Origin of the sequence: Marinobacter sp. EN3 (genome assembly GCF_000475315.1) — a bacterium.
GTDB lineage: Bacteria > Pseudomonadota > Gammaproteobacteria > Pseudomonadales > Oleiphilaceae > Marinobacter > Marinobacter nauticus.
The window spans coordinates 44,050-66,253 of the sequence record NZ_AXCC01000024.1 but is presented as its reverse complement, the minus strand read 5'-3'; the positions used below and the strand labels follow the sequence as shown (position 1 = coordinate 66,253).

The window sequence follows — 22,204 nt, the reverse complement described above, 5'->3', positions numbered from 1 at the left end:
GCTCAGGCTTCCGGCTCACCCAGCAGACCACTGAAAACGGTTTCCACCAGTATCGGTGCAACCTCGGCCAGCGGAAGGCGCTCAGGTTTGGCCAGCCAGTCGAAAAACAGTCCCAGCATCTGGGTATGCACCAGATAGCCCGCCAGTTCCGGGCTCAGGCCCGGTCGCAGTTTTTTCGCGTTTTCAGGGCTGCGGAAAATGTCGGTTACAAAGGCAATTCCCTCCTCTGCAAGCTCCCGGTGTTTGTTCAGCGCCTGATCAGATTCGTTGCGGTGGAAGAGGATGTAGTACACCCGGAAGTACTGTTCGTCTTCGGCCAGCTTGCTGAGAGCGATAACGCAGAGATGCTTCAGGTTGGTCAGGCTGTCCTGGCTGATGGCCGCTTCATCCAGCATTTCGCCGAGCGGCGCGCGAACCCGCTCCAGCATGGCATCCAGGATGTCCTGCTTGTTGCGGAAGTGCCAGTAGACCGCGCCATGCCCGTTGAAATGTCTCATCACCCTAACGCCCGCAAGGGACTGCTTTTTGCTGGTTTGTCGACACTGCTGATGCTAACGGGGTGCAGCGGTCAGGATGGTGAGGGCCAGCAGGCCGGCGCGGGCGGCATGCCTCCGGCGGCGGTTGTGGTGCAACAGGCGACGCTGGCCGATGTCACGGTGAGGCAGGATTACGCCGGCCGTGCCCGGGGTGCCCGGGAGGTGGAGGTCCGGGCTCGCATCAGTGGCATTCTGGAACAGCGGCTATACGAAGAAGGCCAGATGGTGCGGGAAGGTGATGCCTTGTTCCGCATAGATCGCAAGCCCGCAGCGGCGGCACTGCAGCGAGCCCGGGCCCAGCGCCAGGTTGCCGAGGCGGATGTTCAGCAAGCGGAGCGGGAATGGAACCGTATTTCCTCCTTGTTTGAGCGTAACGCCGTCAGTGAACGGGATCGGGACTCGGCGCAGTCTGCATTGGAACTGGCCCGGGCCAACCTGGCGGTGGCCAACGCCGGCGTGGCCCAGGCTGAACTGGATCTCGGCTACACCGATGTCACGGCGCCGATCAGCGGCGTGACCAGTCTGGAGGATTTTCCGGAGGGTAGCCTGATCGATACCGGCACCTTGCTGACCACCATTGTTCAGCTCGATCCCGTTCACGTTCGCTTTGCGCTTCCGGAAAACGACGCCAACATTCGCCGTGCTGCCCGTGAGGGCATGGTAAGAGCAGATCAGGAACAGAATGTCTCGGCGCGCCTGGTTCTGGCGGACGGCAGCGAATACGACCTGGATGGACGCATCGACTTTACCGCTTCAACCCTCGACCCCCGCACCGGCACGGTGTCCGCCCGAGCTGTGTTCCCGAATCCGGAGCAAGTGATTGTACCGGGGCAGTTTGTCCGGGTGCGGGTGGAACTGCAGAGTTTTGACGATGTGATAACCGTGCCCGAGAGGGCGGTAACCCAGGGGCAGCATGGCCCTGTGGTCTATGTGGTTGATGACGACAGCAAAGCCCGGGTCCGGGAGGTGGAGCTTGGGCCGGTGAGTGATGGCCGGCAGATCCTCCTGAGCGGCCTGGATGCGGGCGATCGTTATATTGTCAGTGGTCTGGTGAACCTCCGTGATGGCGCCGCCGTTAACGTCACGAATCCGGATAGCCCGCAGGAGGCCAACTGATGCTGCGAACATTCATCGACCGGCCGATTTTCGCCTCGGTTATCTCGATCATCATTACCCTTGGTGGTGCGCTGGCCCTGCTGGGTTTGCCGGTAGAACAGTACCCCAACGTGGTGCCGCCTCAGGTGGTGGTGGACGGCCGCTTCCCGGGAGCCAGTGCCGATGTGATTTCCGATTCGGTGGTGGCGCCGCTTGAGCAGGAAATCAACGGCGTGGACGACATGATCTACATGGAATCCAGTGCGACCGACTCCGGCAGCTTTCGGGTGACGGTGTCGTTTGAAATCGGCACCGATCCGGACCAGGCTACGATCAACGTCAACAACCGTGTGCAGCAGGCTTTGGCCCGGTTGCCTCAGACCGTCCGGGACCAGGGTCTGAAGGTGGAATCCCGTTCCACCTCAATCCTGCAGGTGATTACCCTGTCCTCACCGGACAACTCCATGGATGTGGTGGAGATTTCCAACTACGCGTTGCTGAACGTGCTGGATGAGCTGGTGCGCCTGCCCGGCATCGGGGACGCCTCTTTGTTTGGCGCCCAGGATTACTCCATGCGTATCTGGCTGCGCCCGGACAAACTGGCCCAGTTCGAGCTGACACCCGCGGATGTGGCTGGCGCCCTTCGGGCCCAGAATGCCCAGTTTGCAGCTGGCCGGATCGGGGCAGAGCCGGCGCCGGAAGGCCAGGCGTTCACCTTCAGCGTGTCCGCTCCGGGCCGGCTCACCAGCCCGGAAGAATTTGGCGAAGTGATTCTTCGCAGTGATGATCAGGGCGCGTCGTTGCGCCTGAAAGATGTGGCACGGATAGAGCTGGGCGCCCAGAACTATGATTTCGCCGCCATCTATAACGGCGGAGCCACGGTGCCGATGGGTGTGTATCTGCAGCCGGGCGCCAATGCACTGGATGCTGCGGAAGCGGTGAACGAAGCCATGAAGGAAATTGCCGACCGTTTCCCGGAAGGCCTCGAATACAATGTACCCTACGACACCACCCGCTTCATTGATATCTCCATTCAGGAGGTGATCTCCACCTTCATCGTGGCGGTGCTGCTGGTGGTTGTGGTGACCTTCCTGTTCCTGCAGCATTTCAACGCCACGCTGATTCCGTTGATCGCCATTCCGGTGTCCCTGGTGGGCACCTTTGCCGGCATGCAGGCCATGGGGTTCTCGGTCAACCTGCTGACCCTGTTTGGCTTGATACTGGCCATCGGTGTGGTGGTGGATAACGCCATTATCATCATGGAAAACGCAGAACGGCTGATCAAGGAAGAGGGCATGTCGCCTTACAATGCCGCCGTGACGACGGTTAGCCAGGTATCCGGGGCCGTGGTGGCGTCCACGCTGGTGCTGGTGGCGGTGTTTGCACCGGTTGCGTTCCTGGGTGGGCTCAGTGGTGAACTCTATCGGCAGTTTGCTATCACCATTGCGGTATCTGTGGTGATCTCCGGTGTCGTCGCCCTGACGCTGACGCCTGCCATGTGCGCCCTGTTGCTCGGCCATGAAGGCAAACAGCTCACCGTATTCCGCTGGTTCGATGCCGGTTTCGACAAGCTCACCAACGGTTTTTCGGCGGTTGTGGACTGGCTACTGCGCCACGCCGTGATCGGCGTACTGCTGTTCGCAGCCATGATCGGTGGCACCGTTTTCCTGCTCAACAAGATGCCGTCCGGGCTGGTCCCCCAGGAGGACCAGGGCTTTGTGCTGACGGCTTATTCATTGCCGGCCACCTCATCTCTCAGCCGCACCGAAGCCACCCGGGACGAGCTGGCGCAGAACATGCTGCAGCTGCCTGAGGTGAAAGACGTTGTCGCCTTTGCCGGTTTTGACATTATTTCCAGTGCCTTGCGCACCAACAGCGGTGTCGCGTTCGTAACGCTGGAGGACTGGGCTGAGCGGGAAGGCGAAGGCCAGGGCGCGGCCGATATTGCCAACAAGATTATGGGTATCGGGTTTGGTATGCCCGAAGCCTTTGTCATTGCCTTTACCCCGCCACCGATCCAGGGGCTGTCGACCACCGGCGGTGTGGAAGGTTACATCCAGGCCCGTGGTGGCCGCACACCTTCCGAGATCAAGGCGATGGCGGACCGGTTCACCCAGGCTGCCAACCAGCGCCCGGAACTGACCAACGTCCGGGTGACCCTGGATACCGGTATTCCCCGCTATCAGGCGATTGTTGACCGGGAGAAGGCCCAGGCGGCAGGTGTGCCGGTGGATCAGATTTTCACCACCATGCAGAGCACGTTTGGCGGCCTGTATGTAAACGACTTTACCCTGCAGGGGCGAAACTGGCAGGTGACGCTGCAGTCTGAAGGCGAATTCCGAAGCCACCCGGATGACCTGCGCAAGGTGTTTGTGCGTTCCTCCTACGGGGAGATGATTCCCCTGAGCTCACTCGTGGAGCTGGAGCGGGTGAGCGGACCGGACATCCTGAACCGCTTTAACGTCTACCCCGCGGCCAAATTGCTTGCGGACCCGACGCCGGGCCACACCACGGGCGAAGCCCTTACCGCGCTGCAGGAAGTTGCCAATCAGCGGTTTGACCGAAACACGTTGCTGGGCTGGACCGGTGAAGCCTATCAGCTGCAGGACTCTGCGGACTCCGGCACCCTCGCCTTTGGCATGGGGCTGCTGCTGGTGTTTCTGATCCTCGCCGCCCAATACGAGCGCTGGGGTCTGCCGGTGGCAGTGGCTACCGCGGTGCCCTTCGGGGTATTCGGGGCGGCACTGGCCTCGCTGTTGCGTGGCTTCCCCAATGACATCTACTTCCAGGTAGGGTTGCTGGTGCTGATTGGCCTGGCGGCCAAAAACGCGATTCTGATCGTTGAGTTCGCCGCCCAGAACCGGCAAACGGGCATGAGCTCGTTCGAGGCCGCCAGCACCGCAGCCCGCCAGCGCTTCCGGGCGATCATGATGACCGCGCTGACGTTCATCGTGGGTTCTTTGCCGCTGGCATTCAGTACCGGCGCGGGTGCCGTGAGCCGGCAGGAAATCGGTACCGTGGTGGTTGGCGGCATGCTGGTGGCCAGTACCCTGGCCCTGTTCTTCGTGCCCTTGTTCTACAAGCTGATCGAAGACCTGGCGGACTGGCGGCGCAAACGCAAAGCCGCCTGATCGCAGTTTTTGCGCCCTGCTTGCCAACTGCGAGTGAGCTGAATCGGGGCAGGCTATCGTCGTCATAAAGAGATAACCGTCGTCGGTGACTACCGGCGGCGGTTTTTTGTTTGATACTCTCGTCTATCTAAGGCGTATGAAGAGCAAGTTCCGAGAGGCTTTCCAAAAATTTGTGGAGCCATGGATGGCGGAACATAAGCGACACATGGATGTGCCGGCAGGAGCGCTTTTTGGAAAGCCTCTCGGAACTTGCTCCTGCACCGAGGTTTCAGGCTGAGAGAGATAAGGTCTAACCATGAACAAAAAAGAGCTTCTGGATGAACTGGAACAGGCTCGCGTCCGCACCGAGAGCCTGATTGTGTCGTTACCGGAAGACAAACTTGAGGTCCCGTATCATCCGGGTGTGAATCCGCCACTCTGGGAAATGGGCCACTCAGCGTTTTTCTACGAGGTCTTTGTCTTCAACCTGTTGGACGGAACACCGAGCTACGATCCCTCCATGGATGACCTTTGGGATTCATTCCATGTCGATCACAAGGATCGCTGGCGCCGTGATCTGTTTCCCGGCCGGGAGGCCACGCTTCAGTTTTTCAATACCATCTACGACCGGGTCGCGGAGCGGATTCAGTCCCGGGGGCTCACCGACCGGGAGCTGTACCTTTACCGCTACGCCATCTACCACCAGAACATGCACATCGAGTCGCTCATCTGGTGTCGGCAGACAGTCGGCTATCCGGCGCCTTTGGATTACAAAGGTGATCGGCCTGCTCCGGGCGAGTCGATCAGCGGTGATGCTCAGATCCCGGCCGGTCGCTGGGTTATTGGCATGCCCGGTGAGCCGCAACAGTACGCGACCGAAGACTTTGCCTTTGATGCCGAGAAGCCCCGTTTTGAGGTCGAGCTGCCGGCGTTTGCCATCAGTCGCACGTTGGTGAGCAACCGGGAATTCCAGGCGTTTGTAGACGATGATGGTTACAGGCGTCCCGAACTCTGGTCGTTCGGCGGCCGCAAGTGGCTGGAAACCGAGCAGGACGTCAGTCTGGTCCATGGGGTAAACGAGCCAATGATGCGGTTGCCCCGGCATCCGCTGTACTGGCGCTGGCATGATGAACAGTGGCAGGAGCGGGTGTTTGATCGCTGGCAGCCGTTGCAGCCAGACGCCCCGGTTAACCATGTCAGCTACTGGGAGGCGGAAGCCTTCTGTACCTGGGCCGGGCGGCGGTTGCCGACCGAGTATGAATGGGAAGTGGCGGCGCTGGGCAATAAACCCGGTAGCCCTTTTCGGCGTTTTCCGTGGGGTAATGAGTCACCGGATGCTGTGCGGGCGGATATGAATGCCCGGACCATGGCTCGTAACCCGGTGTCGGATTACCCGGCCGGCGATAGCCCGTTTGGCTGCCGGCAGATGGTTGGCTCGGTGTGGGAATGGACCAGCAACGAGTTCCTGCCCTATGACGGCTTCAAGGTAGATATGTACCCATTCATGTCGACCCTGCAGTTTGCCACGCACAAAGTCACCAAGGGCGGCAGCTGTGCCACCTCATCCAACCTGATCCGTGGCACCTACCGGCAGGCGTATCTGCCGTTTCGCAGTGATGTTTACACCGGGTTCCGCACCTGCGCCGCCTGAATTCCTGATTTGTCCATAAGGTGACTTGCCAGGGCCACACCGGTCTCACTCATCGTGAGGTAGGCATCATTGGCGCCGGCTTCGCGAATTTTTACGGCTTCATCGGCATACATGGTGTGCGCCACGATATAGCCCTCGAAGCCGAGCTTGCGCAGCATCCGCGCGGCGATAAGCTTGCCTTCGATGTCACTCATTGCCAGCACCACCGAGTTGAGTTCCGGCATGTGCAGACCTTCCCAAAAGGTGGTGTCTTCGGCGTCTGCAAAGACGACATTGCGCCCATCTTTCTGGTGTTTCTCGGTTTTGGCAGGGTCTGAGTCGATCCCCATGATTCGCGTTTCATGGGGTGCAAGCCAATCGTAAGCCGCTGTGCCTGTTCGCCCCATGCCCATCACCAGAACCTGTGTAGTACCCAGCGAGATAGGTTGCTCATCAGGATGACGTTTCTGACTCTCGAAACGAACCAGCTTGTGGGCAACATGCTCGTAAATACTGTGGGAAAACCGGTTGAGCGGCGCCGAAAATACAAACGACAGGGAAACCGATATCGCCAGCGGAACCAGCCATTCTGGCAGGGCAACACTGGCGACAATGAGCCCGAATTCACTGTAGTTTGTGAGTGACAGCGAGGTGAGGAAGCTACTGCGAGCCCGCAGGCGGAAAGCCAGCAGCAGGAAGTAGAACAGGATGCCTTTGAGTGGCAAGAGCAAGGCTGCTACTGCCGCAAAGATCAGAGCCTGCTGGTCTGGCAGGCCGTCAATGCCGATCTGCAGGAAAAAACCGACCAGGAAGATTTCTTTCACGCTCCAAAGGGACTTGGCCAGTTCCTGGGAACGGGGATGGTTGGCCAGCATGGCACCGAACACCAATGCACCCAATTCCGAGCTCAGACCCACGGCCTCAAACCCAAGGCCACCAACCACCAGGGCCAGCAGAAGCCCGAGCAGTACCAGCAGTTCGTCGTGCCCGCTGGCATCCAGCAGCCTGTAAAGCAGCGGCCGGAGCAACGGAAGGCCGAATACAATGACGGCCCATTCTGAGGGTGTTTTGCCGGCCGCGAGACTCATCACCACCAGTGCAATCAGATCCTGCATAATCAATATGCCAATAGCGACCCGGCCGTGGAAGGCTCTGAGTTCCCGTTTGCTTTCCAGTACCTTGGCGGCCAGTACGGTGCTGGAAAAGGACAGGGCGATCGCCAGCATCAGGGCCGTTGTCCAGTCCAGGTCAAAAAGCAGGTAGAGGCCGGGGGCAAACACCACACAGGTAATCGCAAAGTGGAGCAGACTGCCGCCGATGACTTCCGGGCTGACAATGGAGCGTAGCTTCAGCTTCAGGCCGACTGTAAACAAGAGCAGCAAAACGCCAAGATGAGCAATGTGGGCCAGTACATCGGTGGGCTCTGCAGTGATGCTGGTAGTTGCGCTGAGGCCGCTGAGCACAAAGCCGGCGGCCAGATAGCCCACCAGCGGAGGCAAACCGATTCCCTTGACGAGAAGGCCGATAACAAAGGCAAAACTTATCCAGATGGCTTCAGGCATGGGCGAATCTTCTGACGACGGAATCCAAAGCTCTGAAGCCTACCTTTTTTTCGGGCCTAGCTGTAGTGGCGATTGGTTTCAGGGTTGCCGGTCGGCAAGAAAGTCCCGGAACAGGGCTGCCGATTCCTCCGGCGCCTCCACCATCGGCGCGTGGCCGATATCATCGAGAATGGCCTTGCGCGCGTTCGGGATAGCCTCAACAAAGACATCGGCATTGCGATAGTCAATTACCCGGTCGAGTTTGCCCCAGACCACCAGAACCGGCGCCTGGATGTTGGTGATGGCGTTGCGGAAATCCGGCTCGAAGCCGGTGTCTCGGATGGCCCGGAAAATGACTTCGTTGACTTCCCGGTTGGCGATGGCCTTTTCTTCCATCACGTCAAAGATCGGCCAGGGCACGAAAGGGCGTTTTTCCAGAGCGAAGTCCAGCAGGCGGTCGAAATCGCCTTCCCGTTTCGGGATGAGCGGGTTGTCGCCATCCATGACCAGTTCCACCAGCTCACTTTCATATTCGAAGATACCGGCAGGGTCGAACAGTACGGCTGTGTGAACCTGTTCTGGATGGGTGGCAGCGTAGAGGGCAGTGATGGCGCCGCCCATGGAGTTGCCCATCATGTGGAAGCGTTCCACCCCGAGCTCCTTCAGTATCTGGTGGACGTAATCTACCTGATCCTCAAAACGGTAGCCGATGTCCAGGGGTTTACTGCTGTCGCCATGGCCTGGCAGATCGAGGGCATAGATGTTGAACTCACCCTGGAACTCTTTGGCCAGACGGGTCCAGTTATCCTTGTTGGCGCCGAAGCCGTGAATCAGCACCAGGGTGTCGCCATCGACCGGTTCTTCACTGCGAAGGTAGGCAATGTCCAGATCGCCAACGGTGACTTGCGCGGCCTCCAGACCGGCGCTTGAGCGTTCCCAGCCTATGGCGTTTTCGTAGATGCTCTGGCGGGAGCAGGCGCTGACCAGCAGGGTAACGGTCAGCAGCAGGAACAGCTTCAGGTGAGTGCGGCGCACAGGGAACTCCTTTTCGTTATGGCTATTATTGAATGCCAACACTAACCCATAAAAAAGCCCGGTCAATGACCGGGCTGACGCTGTTACTCGGCGAGCCGGAGCCTCAGCTCTGCTCCCGGGCAATGGCCCGGTAGGCAATGTCGTTGCGGTAGAACATGCCGTTCCAGCTGATTTTCTTTGCCAGCTCATAGGCCCGTTGCTGGGCTTCGGTGACGGTGTTGCCCAGAGCGGTAGCGCAGAGCACGCGGCCCCCGGCAGTGACGACATCGTCGCCGTTGAGTTTGGTGCCGGCGTGGAAGACCTTCTCACCTTCTGTTTCACCGTCCGGCAGGCCGGAGATGGCATCGCCCTTGTCGTAGCTGCCGGGATAGCCACCGGCAGCGAGTACGATGCCGACAGAGGCGCGTTCATCCCACTCGGAATCGCACGCGTCCAGCTTGCCATCCACGGCGGCCTGGCACAGTTCCACCAGGTCGGACTTCATGCGCAGCATGATCGGCTGGGTTTCCGGATCGCCAAAGCGGCAGTTGAACTCAATGACCTTGGGTGCACCGCTGGTATCGATCATCAGGCCGGCGTACAGGAAACCCTTGTACGGGTGGCCTTCCGCCGCCATGCCTTTGACCGTGGGGTAGATCACCTCGTCCATGATCCGCTGGTGCACATCGGCAGTGACCACCGGGGCGGGAGAATAAGCTCCCATGCCACCGGTGTTGGGGCCGGTGTCGCCGTCGCCTACGCGCTTGTGGTCCTGGGACGTGGCCATGGCCAGTACGTTCTTGCCGTCGACCATCACGATGAAGGAGGCTTCTTCGCCGTCCAGAAACTCTTCCACCACCACGCGGCTGCCGGCATCGCCAAAGGCGTTGCCTGCGAGCATGTCGCGGATGGCATCTTCGGCTTCTGCCAGCGTCATGGCGACGATTACACCTTTACCGGCGGCCAGGCCGTCGGCTTTGACCACGATGGGTGCGCCTTTTTCACGCACGTAGGCGAGGGCCTCGTCGACATCGGTGAAATTGGCGTAGTCGGCGGTGGGAATCTTCTGGCGGGCCAGGAAGTCCTTGGTGAAGGCCTTGGAGCCTTCCAGCTGGGCGGCGCCAGCGCTGGGACCGAAGATGCGCAGGCCGCGGGCTTCAAATTTGTCCACCACGCCGGCCACCAGCGGGGCTTCCGGGCCAACGATGGTCAGGCCGACGTTGTTCTGCTCGGCGAAGTTGGCCAGGCCGTCCAGGTCCATCACGTCCAGGTTGACGTTTTCCAGATTCGGTTCCCGGGCGGTGCCGGCGTTACCCGGGGCGACAAACACTTTATCCGCTTGCGGTGACTGGGCGGCTTTCCACGCCAGGGCGTGCTCACGTCCGCCACTGCCAATAACCAGAATGTTCATGTGTTACTCCTGAGTTCTTTGATCAGTGACGGAAATGGCGCATGCCGGTGAAGACCATGGCGATGCCATGCTCGTTGGCGGCATCGATCACTTCCTGGTCGCGCATGGAGCCGCCGGGCTGAATCACGGCGGTAATGCCGGCTTCGGCCGCGGCGTCGATGCCGTCACGGAACGGGAAGAACGCATCCGAGGCCATGACGGAACCCTTCACTTCCAGGTTTTCGTCGGCGGCTTTGATGCCTGCAATCTTGGCGCTGTAGACGCGGCTCATCTGGCCGGCGCCGACGCCGATGGTGCGGCCGGCTTTGGCATAGACGATAGCGTTGGATTTAACGTACTTGGCCACTTCCCAGGCGAACAGCAGGTCGTTTAGTTCCTGCTCGGTGGGCTGGCGTTCGGTGACCACTTTCACGTCTTCCATGGCCACCATGCCCAGGTCGCGATCCTGCACCAGCAGGCCGCCGGTGACGCGCTTGTAGTCCATGGTCTGGGCGCGTTCACCGTCGAATTCGCCGCAGGCCAGCAGGCGTACGTTCTTCTTGGCGGCAACAATCTCGACTGCTTCCGGCGCAACGCTCGGGGCGATAATCACTTCCACGAACTGGCGATCCACAATGGCCTTGGCGGTCGCCGCATCCAGTTCCCGGTTGAAGGCGATGATGCCGCCAAAGGCCGACGTCGGGTCGGTGGCAAAGGCCAGGTCATAGGCCTGCAGTATGTCGGTACCGATGGCCACGCCACAGGGGTTGGCGTGCTTGACGATGACACAGGCCGGGTCTGCGAAGGGTTTCACACATTCCAGCGCCGCATCGGTGTCGGCGACGTTGTTGTAGCTCAGTTCCTTGCCCTGAAGCTGTTTGGCGGTGGCGATACAGGCTTCCTTCGGGTAGCGCTCGGCGTAGAAGGCAGCGCGCTGATGCGGGTTTTCGCCATAGCGCATATCCTGAACCTTCACGAACTGGGCGTTGAAGGTGCGGGGGAAGTCGGCGTTGTCGTTATCCGGGGTACGCCCGCCCAGATAGTTGGCAATGGCACCGTCGTAGCCGGCGGTGTGCTCGAAGGCCTTCACGGCCAGGTCGAAGCGGGTGCTGTAGGTCAGCTCGCCGTCGTTGTCCGCCAGTTCTTTCAGAACGCGGTTGTAGTCGGAGGCGTTCACGACAATAGCAACATCGTTGTGGTTCTTGGCGGCGGAACGAACCATGGTGGGGCCGCCGATGTCGATGTTTTCAATGGCGGTGGCCAGGTCGCAGTCCGGGTTGGCCACGGTGTCCTCGAACGGGTACAGGTTCACCACCACCATGTCGATGGGATTGATTCCGTGCTTAGCCATGACGGCATCGTCGGTGCCACGCCGGCCCAGAATGCCGCCGTGGATTTTCGGGTGCAGGGTTTTGACCCGGCCATCCATCATTTCCGGGAAACCGGTGTAATCGGACACTTCGGTGACCGGTACGTTGTTTTCCTTGAGCAGGCGGAAGGTTCCGCCGGTGGAGAGCAGCTCGACGCCGCGTTCGGTGAGGGCACGGCCGAAATCGACGATGCCGGTTTTATCACTCACGCTGATCAGGGCGCGACGGACGGGGGTGTTTGCCTGGTTTGCCATGGGTCACTTTCTTCGCTGGTCAGATAAGCCGGATTGTAAGCCTGGGTGCAAATAACAAGGGCCTCGCGAACGCATCCGGGAGGCCCTTGTGGGGTCAGGTCTGATTATAGCAGACCGTATTGCTTGAGTTTCTTGCGCAGGGTGCCGCGATTCAGCCCGAGCATGGTGGAGGCCTTGGTCTGGTTGTTGCGGGTGTATTTCATCACCTGCTCCAGCAGCGGGGCTTCCACTTCTGACAGTACCAGTTGGTACACGTCGGTAACCGGCGCGCCATCGAGTTGCTCAAAGTAGTTCTTCAGGGCAACTTCTACGCTGTCACGCAGAGTGACGCTGTTGCCGCTGTGGTTTACCGTGTGCAACTGATGCAGATCATCGTTGGCCGGGGTGCTTAGGGATTGATTTGCCAAAGTCTCAGCGGTCATGCTGCGAATACCTCTCCATTTCGTAAGCCTGCAAAATACTGTGCGATGCTGTCTTTCTGCTCCAGCGCATCATCGATGGCGTTGAAGCGTTGTCGGAACTGTTTGCTGTCATCATGGGACTGCAGATACCAGCCCACGTGTTTTCTGGCGATACGCACGCCCATCAATTCGCCGTAGAAACGGTGCAGTTCTTCCAGGTGCCCGGCCAGAATCCGCTCCACTTCATCCATGGGCGGTTGTGGCAGGTGCTCTCCGGTTTCCAGATAATGAAGAATCTCCCGGAAAATCCAGGGCCGGCCCTGGGCACCCCGGCCAATCAGCAAGCCGTCGGCACCGGTATGGCTGAGTACCTGCCGGGCCTTCTCCGGCGTGGTAATGTCGCCGTTGGCGAATACCGGAATGCCAACGCTGGCCTTGACCTCTGCGATGGTGTCGTACTCCGCGTCGCCGTTGTATTTGTCTGCGCGGGTACGGCCGTGTACGGCCAGAGCCTGAATGCCGGCATCTTCCGCCATCCTGGCGATGACCGGAGCATTGCGGTTGTCTCTGTCCCAGCCGGTTCGCATTTTCAGGGTCACCGGCACATCCACCGCCTTCACCACGGCTTCCAGAATTTCCCGCACCAGCTTCTCGTCTTTCATCAGGGCCGAACCGGCGGCCTTGTTGCAGACTTTCTTGGCCGGACACCCCATGTTGATGTCGATGATCTGAGCGCCGAATTCAGCGTTTTGCCGGGCTGCATCGGCCAGCATCTCGGGGTCGCCGCCGGCGATCTGGACCGATCTGGGTTCCGGTTCGCCTTCGTGATTCAGGCGAGTCCGGGATTTACGCGTATGCCAGAGCTTGCTGTCCGCTATGACCATTTCCGATACCGCCAGCCCGGCCCCCATTCGCCGGCATAAAAGCCGGAAAGGGCGATCGGTTACACCGGCCATGGGTGCAACAATCAGCGGGTTGGGCAGGGTGTACGGCCCGATTTTTGCCGTTGGCAGCATGATCTGAGTCCGTGTCACAGCGGGTTAAGCAAAATTCGGCTGGAGCGGTTGTTTAATTTCTGACCGCTCCGGTCTCCGAAGGGCGGTAATGATACCGCCGGGGGCAAGCTGATTGAAGGGGCGAAAGCGTTAAAAAATTGATTATTTTTCGCGCTTTCTGGTTGACTTTTGCGCTGTCAACTGTCGGCCCGAAGGCTATTGATTCGCATCAAGGCGCCCAGGGACGAAAGCTCAGGTTGTAGTTGACGGCATCCCGTCCGGGGTCGCGTATCCGGATGGCGATCCGCACCGGCGTCTCTACCGGCATGCTGGCAAGTTCTGCGGCCTCACCGGCCAGGTACTCTTCTGGCGAAAAGGTGCTTTGGGCCACCACATCGCCATTGAGGTTGGAGAAGGTCAGAGCTATCGCCGGGAACGGCTGCTCAAAGCCGGCGCGGTTGAGAATCACGGCATCGACAATGAGTTGATCCCGGTTCTCCGGGTCGGTACGCACCACCAGTTTACGGCTCTGGATAGCCTCGACATTCACCAGGGGTTTGAGCTCGCATCCGGCAATCTCGCAGCCCTTCTCGTAGAACGGTCGGAGCTGGGGGATGGCAGAAAGCCGGTCAAACTGGTACCAGGTAACCTGGGCAATCAGTACGCCCAACAGGGACAGCACCGCCAGTGCCCAGAATACGGTTCTGAGCCGGCCTCTGCCGTTACCGACGGATACAGGATCCCGTCGCAGGTCATGGTAGAGGGTGTCTGGCGCCGCTTGCTTGCGGGTACGGCTGACAATCGGGTCGCCCACGCGATCGTCATCCGCCAGGCTGAGGTCCGTGATATCCGGTTCCGTGGACGGCTCCGCTGAAGAGGTCTCCTTGGCGGGTAGGGTTGTTTCATCGGACTCGCTGTCCTCACGGCGGAGCGGCTCCGGCCGTGTTTCGGCAGCAGGGGACGTCTGAGGCGATTCCTGTTCCGGTTCGGGCTGCGCCGGGGCAGGGCGCTGAGGCTTCGCTGATTCTGGCTGAGCCGATGGCTTCGCGGGCTCGTCGTCGTTGAGCATGGCTTCGGCCCAGCTCTCGTCGATATTCTGGTTTTCCGGCGTCAGGTCGTCGTCGCTGAAGCTGGATTCCTCGGGCTCGTCGAAATTGCGGAAGCTGTCGCTGAGCTCATCATCTGAGAACGTCAGTTTGCTGCCGGCATAGCGGCCTTCGGTGGCATCTTCCTCGGGGTTGTCCGCAAAGATCAGTTCCTCTTCATCGTCGAACCGGCCGGGCCTGGGTGCTCCGGTTTCAGAGCCAGATGATGAGGGCGACGGGCGGGCCCCGGCATTATCTTTGCCAGAGACCACCTGGTGTTCGACCGCATTGAAAATCTTCATGCAGTTCCCGCAGCGTACCTTGCCCCTGGCGACGCTCAGCTGTTCGTCTGTTACCCGAAAACGGGTCTCACAGTTGGGGCATTGGGTCTGCAGGCTGCTCTGGGTCATGCTTCGTTCCTGAAAGCTCGATCTCTGGTCGATCACTACGATGGAGGCAGTTTAGACATAAACGCCTGTGTCGTCATCCGTCCTTGCGCCGTCCTGTGAGGCGTATCCAGTCTTCTTTCTGTTCCGGTTCGTCCATGATGAACCAGGGCTCATAGGCTTCCATCACGTCACGGGCCTGATTGAACAGGATGCCGGACAGTACCAGATCCCCGCCGGGCTTGGTCAGTTCGGCCAGTCTCGGTGCCAGGCCGATCAGCGGCTGGGCAAGGATATTGGCCAACATGATATCGGCTCGGGTGTCCGGATCGTTGCCGGGCAGGTACAAATCCAGGCGGTTATCTTCAACGCCATTCCGGCGGGCGTTGTCACGGCTGGCTTCCAGGGCTTGGGGATCGGTATCGACGCCAACGACATGTTCTGCCCCCAGTAACAGGGCGGCCAGGCCCAGAATGCCGGAGCCACAACCGTAGTCGGTCACTTGCTTGCCCGCGACATCCTGGCCGTCAAGCCATTCCAGGCACAGCGCGGTGGTCGGGTGGGTGCCGGTGCCGAAAGCCAGGCCGGGGTCGAGCAACAGGTTGGCGGCGTCCGGGTCTGGCGCCTCGTGCCAGCTGGGCACAATCCACAGGCGTTCACCGAACTGCAGCGGGTGGAAGTCGTCCATCCAGGCCCGCTCCCAGTCCTTGTCTTCCACCAGGGTAACGTCAATGTCGGCCAAAGACTGTTGGGTCTGCTGGTGCCAGGCGTCGCGAATCTCCGCCAGTAACTGTTCGATATTGCGATCAGACTGGAACAGGCCAGTGACGGTGGTCTGGCTCCAGAGGGGGGTGGTGCCCGGGTCGGGCTCGTACAGCGGCTGGTCGGCGGCGTCTTCCATGGAAACGGCATCGGCGCCCATTTCCATTAACAGATCTTCCAGCTGATCCGCAGTGTCCGGATCAGCTGGAATCTGGAGTTGTATCCAGGGCATGGTTAATCCCGCATCAGTTTCTCAAGGTAGTGGATGGTGAAGTCTACCTGTTTAAAGCCACCATCGCGCACCAGTTTTCGATGCAGGGGTTGGTTGGTCTTGATGCCCTCGACCAGCATTTCGTCCAGCGCATTCTTCATGCGCCGGCGGGCGATCTCCCGGTCGTCGCCCCAGGTAATCAGTTTGGCCACCAGGGAATCGTAGTACGGCGGTACGGTGTAGCCGCTGTACAGGTGGGAATCCACGCGGATGCCGTTGCCGCCCGGAGCGTGGAAATGACTGATCTTGCCAGGGCTGGGCACGAAGGTTTTCGGGTCTTCGGCGTTGATCCGGCATTCAATGGCATGGCCGGAAATGTGGATCTGGTCCTGGCTGTATTGCAGTGGCAGACCGCTGGCAATACGCAGCTGCTCGCGCACAATGTCCACACCAGTGACCATCTCAGAGACTGGATGCTCAACCTGCACCCGGGTGTTCATTTCAATGAAGTAGAACTCGCCGTCCTGATACAGGAATTCGAAGGTGCCGGCGCCGACGTAGCCGATTTCCTTGCAGGCATCCACGCACGCCTTAAGCGTTCGCTCGCGGGATTCCTGGTTGATGTTCGGTGCCGGTGCTTCTTCAATGACCTTCTGGTTGCGGCGCTGCATGGAGCAGTCCCGGTCACCCAGATGGATGACGTTGCCGTGCATGTCGGCCAGAACCTGGACTTCCACGTGGCGTGGGGTTTCCAGGAACTTCTCCAGATACACGGTGGGATCGCCGAAGGCATTCTTGGCTTCGCTCTGGGTGATCTGTACTGCTTTCAGCAGGGCGGCTTCAGAGTGCACCACCTGCATGCCTCGGCCACCACCACCAGAGGCCGCCTTGATCATCACCGGGTAGCCAATCTGCTTCGCCAGCTTGAGGGTGCGTTCGTCGTCGTCCGTCAGCGGGCCGTCTGAGCCGGGAACGGTGGGTACCCCGGCCTTTTTCATGGCTTCGATGGCGGACACCTTGTTACCCATCAGGCGAATGGTCTCTGCCCGGGGGCCGATAAAGCGGAAACCGCTTTTCTCGACCTGCTCAGCGAAGTCGGCATTCTCGGCCAGGAAACCGTAACCCGGGTGGATACCCACCGAATCGGTCACTTCAGCGGCGCTGATGATGGTCGGGATATTGAGGTAGCTGTCTGTGGCACTGTTTGGGCCAATGCAGACAGATTCGTCGGCAAGGCGAACGTGCATCAGGTCGCGGTCTACCTGGGAATGTACCGCAACGGTCTTGATGCCCAGCTCCTTGCACGCGCGGAGAATACGCAGGGCGATTTCACCGCGGTTTGCGATCAGAACTTTTTCTAACATGGCCATGGTTAGCAATCACCGAATTCAGGAAATGACGACCAGGGGCTGGTCAAACTCAACCGGCTGGCCATTTTCGACCAGGATTTCGGTAACGGTACCGGCCTTGTCGGCTTCGATCTGGTTCATCATCTTCATGGCTTCAACAATACAGATCACGTCACCCACGTTCACTTTCTGGCCCACTTCAACAAAGGAGCTGGCGGTGGGGGACGGCGCACGGTAGAAGGTGCCAACCATCGGGGATTTCACGGCGTGCCCCGAGGGGGCAGCCGGAGCCGAGGATTCCGCAGACGGGGCGGCATCGGCCGCGGGGGCCGGAGCCGGCGCAGCGGCCTGGGGGGCTGGTGCCGCGTAATGGCTGACGTAATGTCCACCGGCGGCGGGCTCGCGACGGCGGGAAATGCGAACCGAATCGTCGCCTTCCTGGATCTCCAGTTCTTCGACGTCTGATTCCTCAAGGAGCTCAATGAGTTTCTTGATTTTGCGAATATCCATAACTATTCCAGTCCCGTTTCTGTGTTCTATCGGTGAATTCTTTGCAGGGCCGCTTTCAGGGCGAGATCGTAGCCCTGGCTGCCCAGCCCGCAGATAACGCCTTCGGCGATATCTGAAAAATAAGAGTGATGGCGGAAAGGTTCCCGCGCATGCACGTTTGAAAGATGCACTTCAATAAAGGGAATGCCCGACGCCAGCATGGCATCCCGAAGGGCCACGCTGGTGTGGGTGAAGGCGGCGGGATTGATGATGATGAAATCCACCCCTTCAGCCCTGGCTTCATGCACTCTTTCTATCAATTCATATTCCGCGTTTGACTGCAGGTGTAACAGATGATGGCCTTTCTCAGCTGCCTTGCTGCGCAGGCGGTCGTCTATATCGGCCAGGGTCTCGTGGCCATAGACCTCGGGCTCTCGGGTTCCGAGCATATTCAGGTTCGGGCCGTGGAGCACAAGAATGGTCGACATGGTTCTGTCTGCCTTGATGGTTTTTGAACAGGATCGCCGAAGATGACGGCACGTTACCCCAATGGTGCGTGCTTGTTATCCCCAGATCAACACTTTTTGACAATCCTGCCGGTTGTCCATTGCTCTGAAAAGGTTACACAGCAACCTGCTGTCACGCGATGACATTTCGTTGATGACAATCATTGTTGATCATGGCGGTGAATGTCGGTATTCGACATTGGTTTCATGGGCCGGGCGATTGCCCGGCCCGGAAGATCAGGTCTCGGCCAGGGTCACGCAGTTGCGGCCGTGCTCCTTGGAGGTATACAGGGCGCGGTCTGCGCGCTCGCACAGGGCCTGGGCGGTTTCACCCTGCCAGTCGGCAATACCGCAACTGAAGGTGACATTGAATTCCCGGTCGCCGGCCTGCTGGGTCAGCTCGGAGAAGCGCTCACGAATTTCGTTGAGGACATTGCGGGCATCGCCCGGGCGGGTGTTCGGCAGGATGATGGCGAACTCTTCTCCACCGTAGCGGCCAATATGATCGGTCTTGCGCAGACGTTGCTTCAGGAACATGGACAGGCTGCGCAGAATCCGGTCGCCAATCGGGTGGCCAAAGGTGTCGTTTACCTTCTTGAAGAAGTCGATATCGATCATGGCAAAGCACATGGGCTGATCTTTCTGGCGCGCACGCACGATTTCCTGCTCCAGCAGGTGCAGGGTGTGGGTGTGATTAAACAGGCCGGTCAGGCTGTCGCGGATCATCAGTGCCAGCAGTGAGCGGGCCCGCCGACCCCGGTTGTGCAGGGTCGCAATCAGGTGCTTGGGATCGATGGGCTTGGTCAGGAAGTCGTCACCGCCCAGGCTCATGGCGTGCAGCTGTTTGCTGACGTCCTCTTCCGCCGACAGGTAAATGATGGGAACACTGTGGAAACGATCCTGCTGGCGGATGACACGGGCAATCTCCATGCCGGTGCAGCCGGGCATGTACATGTCCAGGATGATGATTTCCGGCGAGAACTCCTCCAGGGCATGAATGATTTGCATCGGGTCGGTGATGATGTGAGCGGTCATTCCCGCCTTTTTCAATACCGTTTCCATGTATTTGGCCTGGGCCCGGGAATCGTCCAGGACCAGCACCTTGTAGGGCTCGACAGTGTTGCCGTGGGTATAGGTTTCGATCTTTTCTATCAGTTGGCCGGGGTCCACCGCCGGGTAGAAGAACTCCTCCCCGCCGCAGCGGGAGGCGCGCAGCCGGGTTTCGATGCTGCCGTCCTCGTCGCTGACGAAAATGATGGGAATCGGCGTGTCGTGTTGTTCTTGCAGCTGTTCAACGGTGGCTATGCCGGCATTATCTTTATCTTTGCCGCTGAAGTTCACGTCCATCAGGATGGTTTCCGGTTTGCTGAGCGCACAGGCCTCAATCAGGTCTGCTGATGCGCTGAAGGCGGAAGCGCGAAAACCGAAAAATTCCAGTTGCCGGATCAGTCGTGAGGCCATCTCTTCGTTCGACAGGGCAATATAAACTGGTGTTCGACGATACTGCTGGGGCGCGCTGGAGGTGTCCTGGTCGGTGCGACGCTGGGTGGATAGGCGCAGATTCTCGGTGGCATCTTCCAGTGCCTTGGCTTTGGCATCGTCCAGGGGGGTGTCCTGATGCCAGTCCGTCAACAGGGACAGGATCAGCTCGCCGGCAGCCGCGTGGCTGTCCATCTCGAAACGCCGGGCATAACGAACGAGTTTGTCGGCTGCGGCAATCAGATCGTCCCGATGGGCTGGCGCCTGACTGCGGTCGTCGCGGATTTTCTGCCAGGTATCAAGCACCACCCGGGCCTGGGTGGTGACACGGCGGGCGAAATGCTGCCTGAGTTTCTCTTTCTGGCTCTCGTCGTTCATGGTGCTCCGGCCTGTCTGTCCAATTGTTGATCGCGATATCCGTCTGCGCGAATTTTTGCCATTTATGAGTTATACAGAGGCTTTATGGTCCTTGTGTAGAGTCTATAGTGTTTAATGTTGTGGGCGTAGGTTGCGCTATGTAAATGTTTGTCAACTCTGCGGCCCGGGTCACAGGTAACCTGATACTCGTTTCTCTGATGGAGCCCCGATGTGATGGCAGGGATGCTCGACAACTCTTATAACCGCAGGCAGCGAGGGGAAATTACCTTGCAGACCTTGCTGTTGCTATTCGCCGGAACTCTGCTGACGCTCACGCTGGTGGTTGCGTTCGTGACCAGCTATGGCTATTTCCGGGACTATGTTGCCGATCAACTGGCCGCTCACGCCCGCGATGGTGCCACCGCAACCGGGCTTTCGCTGTCCAATGCCATTGACGGTTCTGATCCGGTGGCCTCGGCGTCACTGATTGATGCGGTATTCGACAGTGGTCGTTACCTGGCTGTTGAGTATCTGGGGCACGATGGCGAGATGATTGCCGGTCGGCGCATGCCGCTGCAGGCTAACCGCGCGCCAGAGTGGTTTGTTTCCCTGGCGGCATTGCCCCTGCCGGTGGCGGAGGCGGAGGTGGTCAGGGGCTGGAGCCGGTTGGGCAAGGTGCGGGTGGTGAGTCATCCCGGGCGGGCCTACGACGACCTCTGGCATATTTCCCTGGGGCTGCTGCTATCCGCCCTGGTGATCGCCACTGGTGGCTTGCTGGGGCTGTTTCTGTTACTCCGGAGGACTTTGAGGCCCCTGAAAGAGGTCGAGGCCCAGGCCCGGGCGCTTGGCCAGCGGGATTTCCGGAAGCGAGTGAGTATTCGCTCCACCCGGGAGCTGAACCGGGTGACAGAGGCTATGAACCAGATGGCGGATGACCTGGGTCAGTTGTTCGAGGGGCAGGGCAAGCTTATCCAGCACTTGCGGCGCGTGAACAATGAAGATCCGGTGACGGGGCTGGCGAGCCGCAGCGCGTTTGACCAACGCATGAAGGTGGAAGTGGAATCGGAAGAGAAGTCGGCGCCTGGCGTTCTGGTCATGCTGCAGCTGGCCTATTTTGCAGATTATAACCTGGCCTATGGCCGGGACGAGGGGGACCGGTTGTTGCGCCAGGTGGCCGGCGGCATCCGGGCGTTTGTCGCCCGACATGCCGAATCCTTTGCCGGGCGCAGAACCGGTGCAGAATTTGCGGTGTTTGTGCCCGGTGCCTCGGCAGCGGACGTGCGAATCTGGGCCGAGCAGCTGGTGCGGGAGCTGGATGGCATCTACTCTGACCTCTCCGCCCCGATGGACGCTCATGTTCATGCTGGCCTGGCTGTGGCCAGACCCGGTGATGGCATCAGGGTCTTGTTGGCCGCCGCCGATGAAGCTCTCAGGGCAGCTCAGCAAAGGGGGGACTCCTGCAGCCTGCTGCTACCCGATTCCGGTGTTGAGAGCCATCACAATATGGAGACCTGGCGCACGATCATTACCCAGGCGATTCGGGAAGATAAGCTGTCTCTCTGGCTCCAGCCCATGGTGCATGGTGAGGGGCAGACACTGGTCCATTATCAGGTGTTCTCCCGTATTGAGTCTGCAGAAGGGCCGCTGAAAGCCGGTTTGTTTGTGCCCATGGCCGAGCGATTGGGGCTGGTGAGCGATATCGACCGTATGCTGCTTACCCGGGCGCTGGAGTGTCTTGAACGCCACCCGGAACGACGGCTGGCGGTATCACTGGGTAGTAATTCGATCGCGTCTGATAGCTTCCGTGACGATCTGCTGAACATGGTTACCCGGGCGGGGCGCACAGCCGGGCGCTTGTGGGTCGGTATTGCCGAAGTGACCATTCAGCATCACCGCAAAGCCGTCAGCTCTCTGGTAAGAGAGTTGTCGCGGCTTGGTGTACCGGTGCTGGTTGACCGGTTCGGAGTGGGCGGCGTGCCATTCAGTTATCTCAAGCGGCTGCCGTTCAGGGCCGTTCGGATTGATCACAGCTTCATCCACAACCTGGACCGTCATGATGAAAACCGGTTCTGGCTGGAGTCGGTTGTGGGTATTGCCCATAGTCGGGGGGTGAAGGTGTACGCTACGGGAGTAGAAACCGCGGCGGAATACTCGGTACTCTGTAGACTGGGTATTGACGGCGCCATGGGCTACCATCTTGGCAGACCATTTGCCGCAGACACGTAATCAACAGGAGATCAGGAG

At 59.6% G+C, this 22,204-nt stretch carries 17 protein-coding genes; 4 read left to right on the top strand and 13 right to left on the bottom strand.

Annotated features, from left to right (window positions below; all coding sequences use genetic code 11):
- Window positions 1–2: 2 nt before the first annotated feature.
- A complete protein-coding gene (locus tag Q675_RS28930; RefSeq protein WP_023011268.1) occupies window positions 3–497 on the bottom strand; it encodes a TetR family transcriptional regulator in 495 nt (164 codons plus the stop codon).
- Here Q675_RS28930 and Q675_RS28925 point away from each other — a divergent pair.
- From Q675_RS28925 to senA, 3 genes are all read left to right on the top strand, one after another.
- The gene (locus tag Q675_RS28925; protein WP_031211358.1) at window positions 477–1,652 is read left to right on the top strand and encodes an efflux RND transporter periplasmic adaptor subunit; all 1,176 of its coding nucleotides are present in this window, start codon (window positions 477–479) and stop codon (window positions 1,650–1,652) included. The two genes, Q675_RS28930 and Q675_RS28925, sit on opposite strands and share 21 nt — an antisense overlap.
- Window positions 1,652–4,762: an efflux RND transporter permease subunit gene (locus tag Q675_RS28920; RefSeq protein WP_023011266.1), complete on the top strand. Its 3,111-nt coding sequence runs from the start codon at window positions 1,652–1,654 to the stop codon at window positions 4,760–4,762. Before Q675_RS28925 ends, Q675_RS28920 begins: the two co-directional genes overlap by 1 nt.
- 295 nt (window positions 4,763–5,057) lie before the next feature.
- On the top strand, window positions 5,058–6,392 hold the full coding sequence (senA, locus tag Q675_RS28915; protein WP_023011265.1) for a selenoneine synthase SenA: 1,335 nt from the start codon (window positions 5,058–5,060) through the stop codon (window positions 6,390–6,392).
- Here the strand turns inward: senA and Q675_RS28910 are convergent.
- The 12 genes from Q675_RS28910 to Q675_RS28855 all read right to left on the bottom strand — a co-directional run bounded on the left by Q675_RS28910 (window position 6,362) and on the right by Q675_RS28855 (window position 19,981).
- Entirely contained in the window at window positions 6,362–7,933 is a 1,572-nt protein-coding gene (locus tag Q675_RS28910; RefSeq protein WP_014422720.1) for a cation:proton antiporter family protein, read from the bottom strand. The two genes, senA and Q675_RS28910, sit on opposite strands and share 31 nt — an antisense overlap.
- 78 nt (window positions 7,934–8,011) lie before the next feature.
- Complete coding sequence (locus Q675_RS28905) at window positions 8,012–8,947, bottom strand: alpha/beta fold hydrolase (RefSeq protein ID WP_023011264.1); 936 nt, start codon at window positions 8,945–8,947, stop codon at window positions 8,012–8,014.
- Between the two features lie 103 nt (window positions 8,948–9,050).
- Entirely contained in the window at window positions 9,051–10,337 is a 1,287-nt protein-coding gene (gene purD, locus Q675_RS28900) for a phosphoribosylamine--glycine ligase (protein WP_023011263.1), read from the bottom strand.
- A 22-nt stretch (window positions 10,338–10,359) separates the two neighbouring features.
- The gene (purH, locus tag Q675_RS28895; RefSeq protein WP_023011262.1) at window positions 10,360–11,940 is read right to left on the bottom strand and encodes a bifunctional phosphoribosylaminoimidazolecarboxamide formyltransferase/IMP cyclohydrolase; all 1,581 of its coding nucleotides are present in this window, start codon (window positions 11,938–11,940) and stop codon (window positions 10,360–10,362) included.
- A gap of 104 nt (window positions 11,941–12,044) precedes the next feature.
- Window positions 12,045–12,362 (bottom strand): DNA-binding transcriptional regulator Fis, encoded by a 318-nt coding sequence (gene fis, locus Q675_RS28890; RefSeq protein ID WP_011786861.1) that lies wholly within the window; start codon window positions 12,360–12,362, stop codon window positions 12,045–12,047.
- Window positions 12,359–13,357 carry a tRNA dihydrouridine synthase DusB gene (dusB, locus tag Q675_RS28885; RefSeq protein ID WP_011786860.1) on the bottom strand — a complete coding sequence of 333 codons (999 nt, stop codon included), beginning with the start codon at window positions 13,355–13,357 and terminating at the stop codon, window positions 12,359–12,361. Before dusB ends, fis begins: the two co-directional genes overlap by 4 nt.
- A 208-nt stretch (window positions 13,358–13,565) precedes the next feature.
- Complete coding sequence (locus tag Q675_RS28880; protein ID WP_023011261.1) at window positions 13,566–14,831, bottom strand: DUF3426 domain-containing protein; 1,266 nt, start codon at window positions 14,829–14,831, stop codon at window positions 13,566–13,568.
- A gap of 73 nt (window positions 14,832–14,904) precedes the next feature.
- On the bottom strand, window positions 14,905–15,801 hold the full coding sequence (gene prmA, locus Q675_RS28875) for a 50S ribosomal protein L11 methyltransferase (protein WP_023011260.1): 897 nt from the start codon (window positions 15,799–15,801) through the stop codon (window positions 14,905–14,907).
- 2 nt (window positions 15,802–15,803) lie between these two features.
- Window positions 15,804–17,150, bottom strand: a complete 1,347-nt coding sequence (gene accC, locus Q675_RS28870; protein WP_011786857.1) for an acetyl-CoA carboxylase biotin carboxylase subunit — start codon at window positions 17,148–17,150, stop codon at window positions 15,804–15,806.
- Between the two features lie 18 nt (window positions 17,151–17,168).
- Window positions 17,169–17,639, bottom strand: coding sequence for an acetyl-CoA carboxylase biotin carboxyl carrier protein (gene accB / locus Q675_RS28865; RefSeq protein ID WP_023011259.1), 471 nt, complete (start codon window positions 17,637–17,639; stop codon window positions 17,169–17,171).
- A gap of 26 nt (window positions 17,640–17,665) precedes the next feature.
- A complete protein-coding gene (aroQ, locus tag Q675_RS28860) occupies window positions 17,666–18,106 on the bottom strand; it encodes a type II 3-dehydroquinate dehydratase (protein WP_011786855.1) in 441 nt (146 codons plus the stop codon).
- Window positions 18,107–18,361: 255 nt separating this feature from the next.
- Complete coding sequence (locus tag Q675_RS28855) at window positions 18,362–19,981, bottom strand: diguanylate cyclase (protein ID WP_023011258.1); 1,620 nt, start codon at window positions 19,979–19,981, stop codon at window positions 18,362–18,364.
- 213 nt (window positions 19,982–20,194) lie between these two features.
- On the opposite strand from Q675_RS28855, the gene Q675_RS28850 reads away from it, so the two are divergent.
- Window positions 20,195–22,186, top strand: a complete 1,992-nt coding sequence (locus Q675_RS28850) for an EAL domain-containing protein (RefSeq protein WP_023011257.1) — start codon at window positions 20,195–20,197, stop codon at window positions 22,184–22,186.
- Window positions 22,187–22,204: the final 18 nt, after the last annotated feature.